Genomic DNA, 9,412 nt, shown 5'->3' on the forward strand with positions numbered 1-9,412 from the left:
TGCTCTCCTTTATTTATATGCGGCTATTGTGCGTGTGGCTGTGCTTTACTGCAAGCGGGTTGCGTTGAAAAGCGGCTAACACAATAAGGTTGTATATCTATTTGCGGCGGGTGGTTTAAACACAGTGCGGTTATTAATTCTGCGGTTACAGCGCCTTGCGTTAATCCTAAGTGCTGGTGGCCAAAAGCAAAATACAGGTTATCGTGGTTTGGGGCGCTGCCAATGATAGGTAATGAATCTGGTAGCGATGGCCTACACCCCATCCAGGTACTGCTAGCATGTAATGAAATGGCTGACTTATTAAGGAGTGCTTTAGCATTAGGTAATAATGCCAATGCGCGTTTGTTATTCATTTTACGCTCGGTGCCGGCAAATTCTACGGTGCCTGCAATACGCAGGCCTTGACTCATCGGGGTCATAATAAAGTGACGTTCGGCAGAGGCCACTGGGCGTGAAAGGCCGTAATTACTGGCTAGCATACAATGGTAACCACGTTCAGTATCAAGGGGGACTTTATAGCCTAAAGGTTTAAGGAGTGTTTTACTCCATGCGCCTGCGGCGATGACTACTTTATCAGCTGTGACTTTTTGATCATGATAACTGAGTGTATAACCTTGCTTTACTGGTTGTATCGCGGTTATTTTTTGTTGGCAAAATTGGCCGCCCAAAGCGCTGAATTGCTCAGCTAAGTGCAGGCAAAATAAATGCGGATCAACACTGTGGGCCACGTCTTTAAATAATAAAGCGTAGGTAATTGTTTTAGCCAAATTGGGCTCTAGTAGGCGTACGTGTTCGTCATCAAGTAACTCCACTGCAATACCCTGATCAAGATAGCTGTCTAGCATGGATTCAATTTTACTAAGAGGAGTAGTTTCAAAGGTCAATAAGCTGCCTTTTTTAGTTAATAAATGGCCTAAATGATACTCACTGAGTAAGCGCTCATAAGCGGGGATCGCTAGTTGGTTTAATGCCTTAAGTGCCTGTGTGTTAGCGCGATAAGTTTTACTTGGCATATTTTTAACAAATTGCCAAAACCAAGGCAGGGCTTTAAACCCATAACGCCAATCAATCCGAAGTGGCCCTAATGGATTGAATAACATACCGGGTAGCTTTTTTAATAGAGAAGGGTGCGCAAGCGGAAACACTTGCTCAGTAGCAAAGTGGCCTGCATTGCCCTTTGAGCACCCTTGCGCTAAACCACTTTCATCATATAAGGTGACTGCAAAACCTGCGCGCTGTAATTGTAATGCGCTACAAATACCAATAATACCGGCGCCGATAACGGCGACTTGCTGGTTTTTTTTATCCGCCAAAATAACTTACCTCTTCTATAAAAGTAATACTAAGCACTTGATTTACAGGCGCGTATACATTGCATCTCACTTTAAACCGTGATTTATGAAAAAAATCCTGCTGTTTTAAATCAGTAAATAAGCATTGTTTTTCAGCTGCTTAAATGGTTTTTCCCAACTTTTAAAAAGCCTCTAAAGATAAACCTTACAACAAACTTTAAGTTGGGATATTGATTATTGTATACAATATACTTACTATATCAAGTCTAAACATCAATCAGGTAATTAAAATGACAGTAACTTGGCAAGGTGTCTGTGCAGCAGTAACGACTCAGTTTTATGCAGACGACGCCATTAATTGTGCAACAACAGTAAAAATGATCGATGAACTTAATAACGAAGGTGTTCACGGCATGATTGTAATGGCAAAGGAGCAAGCAGCTGACGTCTCGCTTTATAGTCAAGTGATGGCAAGCCCTATTAACTTAACAAAATTTAAATTGGACTAAGTTATGCTCAAAGGGACCTTTTTTTGTATTGACGGGCATACCTGTGGTAACCCCGTTAGGCTCATAACCAGTGGTCATCCACAATTGAGCGGGCTGAGTATGAGTGAGAAGCGTCAAGATTTTTTGCAAAATCATGATTGGATACGCCAAGCACTGATGTTTGAGCCTCGTGGTCATGACATGATGTCGGGAGGATTTTTATATCCACCCACCACAGAAGATGGCGATGCAGCCATTTTATTTGTTGAAACATCAGGGTGTTTACCCATGTGTGGCCACGGCACAATGGGCATTGTCACGTTTGCTTTAGAGCATGGTTTATTACATGCAAAAGTACCCGGAATCCTGCTGTTGGACACGCCTGCTGGGCGTGTACAAATCAATTATGAAATGACTGATGGCAAAGTGCAGTGGGTAAAAATTTATAATGTTCCCGCCTATTTAGCACACCAGTCGATCGTTATTGAAGTGCCTGAATTAGGCGAGCTGACAGTAGATATCGCCTATGGCGGCAACTTCTACATTATTGTTGAGCCGCAGTGTAATTATAAAGGCATTGAACATTTAACCGCTGGGCAAATTTTGCAGTATAGCCCGCTGGTGCGTGATGCGATAAACGCGAAAGTTAAATGTACTCACCCGCTTGATCCAACCGTTCAAGGTGCAAGCCATGTTTTATGGACAGGCACAGCAAAAAGTGCCAATTCAGATGCAGCAAATGCTGTTTTTTATGGCGATAAAGCGATTGATCGCTCGCCATGTGGAACAGGCACCAGCGCGCGTATGGCACAGCTATTTGCCAAAGGGCAGTTGGCTCAAGGGCAAAAGTTTATTCACGAAAGTTATATTGGCAGCCAGTTTATTGGTTGCATTGAACACGTAACAAAAATCGCAGGCATAACAGCTATTTTACCAAGTATTCAAGGCTGGTCTAGGGTGACGGGCACAAGCGCGATCACTGTGGATGACGATGACCCATACGCATTTGGGTTTCAAGTAATTTAATGAGGAGCAAAGCATGACATTAACAGGACAAAGTTTAGTCGCAGGGCAATGGGTTGGTGATTCAGCGAATGGTGAATTTAACGCATTTTCTCCAGCACGCAATGAACCACTACCAACGCGCTTTTTTAATCTCAGTGCCACTGAATTAGACGGTGCCATAGAGGCCGCGCAATCGGCATTTTATGAGTACCGTAAAACCAGTTTTGCACAACGAGCTGATTTTTTAACGTGTATTGCTGATCACATTCTAGCGCTTGGGGATGAGTTACTTGAGCAAACACATCAAGAAACCAACCTACCGTTTGCACGCTTACAAGGCGAGCGCATGCGCACCGTAAATCAACTTAAAGCGTTTGCCAGTGCCTTGCGCGAAAACCCTGCATCACCACTGGGTTTAAAAATAGTGGATGAGGCCGATGCAACAAGAGCACCGTTACCAAAACCACATACTGAGCTTAACTATTTACCACTGGGGCCTGTTGCTGTATTTGGTGCATCTAATTTTCCGTACGCCTTTTCAACACTGGGTGGCGATACGGCAGCAGCACTGGCAGCAGGTTGCCCAGTGATTGTAAAAAACCACACAGCGCACCCTGGTACAGGTGAGCTAATGGCACGTGCAGCGTTTGCCGCTATAAAAGAATGTGCGATGCCTTTAGGGGTATTTGCAATGATACAAAGCAAAGCGTATGACATGTCGCATCAGCTAGTTGCAGCATCATCAATTAAAGCGGTGGGTTTTACCGGATCATTTAATGTGGCAAGCAAGCTGCAAGCAACGATCGCGAATCGTGAAGAGCCAATCCCATTTTATGGCGAATTAGGCAGTATTAACCCACAAGTTATTTTGCCCAATAAAGCGATTGAAAACAGCAAAGAAATCGCACAGTCACTTTGCCAGTCAATGCTTATGGGCAACGGGCAATTTTGTACCAGCCCTGGGCTTTGGTTAGTACCAACCGGATGTGATGAGCTTGAAGCACACATTACCACGTGCATTAATGATGCCGCGTCAGACACTTTACTTACACCAGGAATTGTTAACACGTTTAAACAGCAAATAGCAGAACGTTGCCAACTTGATCAGCTAAGCGTATTGGGTAAAGGCAAGCTTGAGCACGCGTTTCATGCCAATGCGCATGTATTCGCGTGCAATGCCGATGATTATTTAACAACCCCTGCTTTGCAAGATGAAGTGTTTGGTCCTGCTGCATTAGTGGTGCGCTACGACAGTGAAGCCCAGCTCATGACATTGATAAACCAATTACAAGGGCAGCTGACAGCCAGTGTTCATGGCACTGAAGCTGATTTAAACAAAGCCGATAGCCTTATCGAAGCGCTGCAATATAAAGTAGGCCGTTTGATAAAAAATCAGATGCCAACAGGTGTTGAAGTGTGCGGTTCAATGAACCACGGTGGGCCATTCCCCAGCTCAACCGATGTACGCAGCACCTCTGTGGGCACAAATGCAATGTTACGTTTTATGCGACCAATTTGTTATCAAGCATAAGATTAATTGGGCGGGATTTACAGATTGTATTTTCCCGCTTATCCCCTATTTATAGAGGGTTCAGGCAGATTCTAACTTGGCATATGAGTGAATTTGAGTATAATGTATGCCAAATGCAATATAATACCAATCGACTTAAATATTTAACCATTCTAGCGAGCTAAATAAAGCGCTAACTGCGTTATAAATTTTTCATGTACGACTGCATGGATGCAGGAGGTAGAGCAATGCAGGAGCAATTGCCGAGAGCAACACCATGTCAAAATTTATGCCTTGTTATCACTCCATTTACCTGTCGCTATAATTGGTCAGTAACTTAACACGATTGGTATAAGAGGATCACCATGGCTATCGAGCACAAAACCCGTACCCAATTAGTCGCAGAAGCAATTCGCGCAAAAATTCTTTCTGGTGAAATTAAAGCCGGCGAACCTTTACGTCAAGCGGCACTGGCAACAGAGATGAACGTAAGCCGTATTCCTGTACGTGAAGCTCTATTGCAGCTTGAAGCCGAAGGGCTTGTTAACTTCGAAGCACACAAAGGAGCCACGGCCACAGAGCTTTCAGCATCACAAATTGATGAAATCTTTGATTTAAGAGCGTTGCTTGAAGCCGAGCTACTAAGCCATTCAATAGGTGGTTTAACAGATCAAGATTTAATCGACGCAGAGCTTATTTTAACTGAGCTTGAAAGCGCGATGGATGCAGGCGATACTCACCTAGCAACGGGCGATTTAAATAGCCGTTTTCATGGCAAACTCTATAGCCGCGCAGAGAGACCACAAACCCGTGAGCTGGTTGACATGTATAGTAAAAATTCAGAGCGTTATGTTCGTATGCATATATTGTTAGCCGGTGGCCTAACCACAGCGCCAGAAGAACACCGTACTTTACTAGAGTTTTGCCGCGCAAAAGATACTAAAAAAGCCTGTGACTTTTTGAAAAAACATATATTGGGTGCCAAAAACGACATTAAAAAGCTACTACTTAAAATAGAAGACGAAAAAAGGTAGCTTTTCGTAAACTTTTGCTAGCACATTCATATAATGTGCTTTAACGCGTTAAATTTATTTGACAAAAATATACGGCTGTCCTTTTTACCTGTTTTATAACCTAGAGAATGGACTAATCACGCCATTTGCACCTTGTTGTAAAACATGCGTATATATCTGAGTTGTTCGCACATCACTATGCCCTAGTTGCACTTGAACCGTTCTAATATCAGCACCACTTTGTAGTAAATGTGTTGCAAAAGAATGGCGTAAGGTATGCGGAGTAACGTGTTTATTAATTTGTGCTCTTGCCGAAGACAATTTTACTGCCTTTCTTACCCCTGAATGATCTAAGTGGTGGCGTCTTATTTCTCCTGTTTCAGGGTCTGTACTTAATTTATGTGATGGGAACAGAAACTGCCATTGTAATGACTTATTAGCGCTTGGGTATTTTTTACTAAGTCGATAAGGCATCCATACACCGGCGTACGCATCATTTTTTAAATCTAACTGTAAATATTCATCAACTTGAATTATTTGATTTCTTAGCATTGGTATTAATTCTTCAGCAAGTGTCACAATACGATTTTTATTACCTTTTCCGTTCCAAATACGTATGTTTTTATAGTCGAAGTCAATATCATGAACTCTTATTTTTACTGCTTCCATCAGCCGTAAACCACTTCCATATAGCAGGCTTGCTATCAAATAATGTCGTTTATTTATATTTCTAAAAAATAGCGATACCTCAGTTTGTGTAAGTACGACAGGAAGTTTCTGCTGACGGTTACTTTTAATGAAATTTAAATCTAATGAAAGCTCATTCTTAATAATATGTTTATATAAAAAAGCAAGTGCATTTAAAGCGGTTGCTTGTGTTCTCGCTGCCACTTTTTTAGTGACTGTTAAGTGATTTAAAAATATTTCTACTTCATTATTGCCCATACTGGTAGGGTGCCGCTTATTATGAAAATGGATATAGGCAGTAATCCAAAATACATAAGTTTCAATAGATTTTTTAGCATAGTGATGGCTATACATATAGTTGATAATACTATTAAGAAAAGGGGATTTAGTTTTCATTTTAAATCTCAGTTAACTGTATTTATATACAGTATTGGCGTTTTTCCTCCTAAGTCAAGAAATGAGGACCTTTTCCTCTTTTCTGTATTTTAATAAAAGAATAGCCTGACTTAAAGTTTAAAGCTGGCAATGTATTACAGGATTTGTTATTAATATGAAAAACAATTAAGGGGACATGCATTGCTCATAAAAAGAGGAAAGTGTCCTTTGATAAAGTTGTTATACGCACTTGACGCGTTGGTGTCACATTAACGCCGGTGAATGTCACATAGATGACGTATCAATAGAGGTATTTTCTTACGATAATGATTAAGGTTTTTATCTTTTAGGAAATAATTATGGAAATGCAATTAGACATACAGAAGTTAAAGAAATTAAGAGAATCCAAAGCATGGAGTCAGTCTCATCTTGCTGATGTTTCAGGAATTAGTTTAAGGACAATTCAGCGTATTGAAAAATCAGGAATAGCATCACAAGAATCGGCCCAGTCGATTTGTTCAGCATATGACATCTTAGTTACTGATATTATTGTTAATGAAGATATACAGGTTAATATAGGGCCTACTTTCTTAAGTGTGGCCAGATATAAAGTCGAACAAATGAATATAAAGGCAACTATACTGTCTTTTTTTATAGCATTCATAATTGCTTATTTCTGGTCAATTTAACGTGCGTATAACAAGCTGTTAAACAAGGACAAAATACAGTTGGCTTTTGTCACTTCGTTCCAATTTTAGCCAACTATATTTTGCCTGTTAACAGGGCGTTAGGTTAATTGGGGGATCTATATGATATGTCCGCACTGTAAAGCTAGAGTGCGTTTTCTGCGCAATAAGCTTAAGAAAGTTAATAAAGTAGTTGTTTGCCCAACTTGCCACGAAGGTGTTGCTGTGTATATGGAAACCAAATTAGCTTTAGTTGCAATACCGATGTTTTTGGCGGCAGCTATTTTCATTGGCTACATACTTAGATCTTATACTCCTCTTAGTTTTTTTATAGCAGGCTCCTCGTGTGGATTAATGCTAGCTTCATTATTTAAACTAAAAAAATTAACCTAACAAGTCATTAAAGCAGGACAAAAAACAGTTTGCTTTTGCTCCTACGTCGCTTATTTTAGCAAACTATTTTTAGCCTCTTAATGAGGCGTTATATTGCAAGGGAAGTATGCGCACAATTTTAGCATTTTCATTTATCTTAGCTTCTTTTAGTTCCATTGCTTCAATGGACATACATATGCTTGTCCCAACTAAGTTAACTTATCAAGAGCTTTTTGATTTAGGTATCAAAAGAGTAATTGTAGAATCTGAAAATGGAAAGAATAACTGGGCAATTATTGTTTACCCCGTCAAAGATGATAAAGGAGAAACTTTATCTGAAGTTGCTGTAACCATGCAATTAGACGACAGGGAAATGCTAATGACTGTAACAAAGTCAGATGAACTCCCAAATAACAGATTTATGCGTAGTGATATTGCATTTGTTAACGAAAATAATTTAGTTGTACAAGTCAACATTTCCTATGGCGGTAGAGATCTAATTATCCCTAACGTCATGGAATTAAAAACTATTAACTACAGTGAGTATGAGTTGCAATATAACAAGCCACTCAAGCAGGACAAATAACAGTTGGCTTTTGCTCCTGCGTCGCTTATTTTAGCCAACAATTATTTGCCTCTTAGTGGGGCGTTGTGGCTGTAGAATTACTCTTTTTTAAGAAAAACAGCCTGTTTTATGGGTTCCAAATGCATTACCTAATGCTTTAAAAGCGCTTAGAGTTAATTACAGGAGCTCGTTTTTTAATTGAATTTGGCTGTTAGAGTTATTCTACAGCCTCGTTATAAGTAATCAAAGGATTGTAGTCATCGATGAATTTTAGAGCTTTCTCAATTAAACGTTTTCTGGTTATATCTTTAATATTTAACCTACCTCCACTATTGGCAATAACAAAAATTGGATTATTATTCCTTCCTTTATTATTCTGGATAAATATCCCTGTTTTGTGGACTGGAGTTGCAAAAGCTATGGGTGAGGCACATTTCAAAATTGAAGAGTTTGGAGCGTTACCCCAGTCTGTTACTGCGTATGTGGTTGTAGTATCATTTTGGCTTTTGTTGGCAGGCTTGATTACCGTTGTAACAAGTAAAACAAAGCCAGAGTAAATTACTTATAACAAACTGTTAAATAAGGACAAAAAACAGTTGGCTGTTTTCGTTCCTCAACATTTTAGCCAACAATATTTTGCCCATTAACGAGGGCGTTGTGGCTGTAGAATTACTCTTTTTTAAGAAAAATAGCCAGTTTTATCAGAAAACAACGATGACACCCATCCTAAAGTTTGTATTTTTTATATTTTGCACTAACTTTGAGTTAGTGCAAAATATAATCTGGGTGTCACATGGCAATTGCAAGAAGGCGTCAAGTAAGTTTGGTTGATACAAAGTATTATCACTGTATTTCACGTTGCGTTCGTCGTGCTTTCTTGTGCGGGGAAGACCGTTTTACAGGGAAGTCTTTTGAGCATCGCAGAGGCTGGGTTGAAGATAAGCTACTCACATTGGCGAAGGCATTTTGCATTGATGTGTGTGCCTATGCAGTCATGAGTAACCACACTCATTTAGTCCTGTATGTAGATGATAAAAAAGCGAATCGACTAAATGATAAAGCGATTGTTATTCGTTGGCATAAACTCTGTAAGGGCACTTTGCTTACTCAAAAGTACATGCAAGGTGAAAAGCTAAGTAAAGCTGAACTTATCTTTTTTAGTCAAACAGTAAACCAATACCGTGAACGGCTAGCAAGTATCAGTTGGTTTATGCGATTATTAAATGAAGACATTGCGCGTAAAGCCAATAAGGAAGATAACTGCACAGGCCGATTTTGGGAAGGCCGCTTTAAGTCACAAGCCTTGCTTGATGAAGCCGCACTTGCCGCCTGTATGGCCTATGTAGATTTAAACCCAATCAGAGCAAAAATGGCGCAAACACCGGAAATATCTGACTACACCAGTGTACAAAAACGCAT

The 9,412-nt window shown here is 40.1% G+C and carries 11 protein-coding genes; 9 read left to right on the top strand and 2 right to left on the bottom strand.

Annotated features, from left to right (window positions below):
* Nucleotides 1-23: 23 nt before the first annotated feature.
* A complete protein-coding gene (locus A7967_RS21025) occupies nucleotides 24-1,313 on the bottom strand; it encodes an NAD(P)/FAD-dependent oxidoreductase (protein ID WP_064436077.1) in 1,290 nt (429 codons plus the stop codon).
* A 269-nt stretch (nucleotides 1,314-1,582) separates the two neighbouring features.
* Between A7967_RS21025 and A7967_RS21030 the strand changes: the two genes are divergently transcribed.
* The 4 genes from A7967_RS21030 (at nucleotide 1,583) to A7967_RS21045 (ending at nucleotide 5,329) form a co-directional block, all read left to right on the top strand.
* Complete coding sequence (locus A7967_RS21030; RefSeq protein WP_054452175.1) at nucleotides 1,583-1,801, top strand: hypothetical protein; 219 nt, start codon at nucleotides 1,583-1,585, stop codon at nucleotides 1,799-1,801.
* Nucleotides 1,802-1,804: 3 nt separating this feature from the next.
* Complete coding sequence (locus tag A7967_RS21035) at nucleotides 1,805-2,806, top strand: 4-hydroxyproline epimerase (protein WP_064436078.1); 1,002 nt, start codon at nucleotides 1,805-1,807, stop codon at nucleotides 2,804-2,806.
* A 13-nt stretch (nucleotides 2,807-2,819) separates the two neighbouring features.
* Entirely contained in the window at nucleotides 2,820-4,316 is a 1,497-nt protein-coding gene (locus A7967_RS21040) for an aldehyde dehydrogenase (NADP(+)) (protein ID WP_064436079.1), read from the top strand.
* Between the two features lie 344 nt (nucleotides 4,317-4,660).
* Nucleotides 4,661-5,329 carry a GntR family transcriptional regulator gene (locus A7967_RS21045; RefSeq protein ID WP_054205919.1) on the top strand — a complete coding sequence of 223 codons (669 nt, stop codon included), beginning with the start codon at nucleotides 4,661-4,663 and terminating at the stop codon, nucleotides 5,327-5,329.
* A gap of 93 nt (nucleotides 5,330-5,422) precedes the next feature.
* Here A7967_RS21045 and A7967_RS21050 read toward each other — a convergent pair whose 3' ends face one another.
* A complete protein-coding gene (locus tag A7967_RS21050; protein WP_064436080.1) occupies nucleotides 5,423-6,391 on the bottom strand; it encodes an integron integrase in 969 nt (322 codons plus the stop codon).
* A gap of 338 nt (nucleotides 6,392-6,729) precedes the next feature.
* On the opposite strand from A7967_RS21050, the gene A7967_RS21055 reads away from it, so the two are divergent.
* From A7967_RS21055 to A7967_RS21075, 5 genes are all read left to right on the top strand, one after another.
* The gene (locus A7967_RS21055) at nucleotides 6,730-7,059 is read left to right on the top strand and encodes a helix-turn-helix transcriptional regulator (RefSeq protein ID WP_064436081.1); all 330 of its coding nucleotides are present in this window, start codon (nucleotides 6,730-6,732) and stop codon (nucleotides 7,057-7,059) included.
* A gap of 228 nt (nucleotides 7,060-7,287) precedes the next feature.
* A complete protein-coding gene (locus A7967_RS23065; RefSeq protein WP_157756433.1) occupies nucleotides 7,288-7,449 on the top strand; it encodes a hypothetical protein in 162 nt (53 codons plus the stop codon).
* A gap of 106 nt (nucleotides 7,450-7,555) precedes the next feature.
* Nucleotides 7,556-8,014, top strand: a complete 459-nt coding sequence (locus A7967_RS21065) for a hypothetical protein (protein ID WP_064436083.1) — start codon at nucleotides 7,556-7,558, stop codon at nucleotides 8,012-8,014.
* Nucleotides 8,015-8,256: 242 nt separating this feature from the next.
* Complete coding sequence (locus A7967_RS21070) at nucleotides 8,257-8,550, top strand: hypothetical protein (RefSeq protein WP_054456214.1); 294 nt, start codon at nucleotides 8,257-8,259, stop codon at nucleotides 8,548-8,550.
* Nucleotides 8,551-8,786: 236 nt separating this feature from the next.
* Nucleotides 8,787-9,412 (top strand): transposase (locus tag A7967_RS21075; RefSeq protein ID WP_369691077.1); only part of this gene is annotated, 626 nt, incomplete at its 3' end.

Origin of the sequence: Pseudoalteromonas neustonica (assembly GCF_001653135.1) — a bacterium.
Lineage (GTDB): Bacteria > Pseudomonadota > Gammaproteobacteria > Enterobacterales > Alteromonadaceae > Pseudoalteromonas > Pseudoalteromonas neustonica.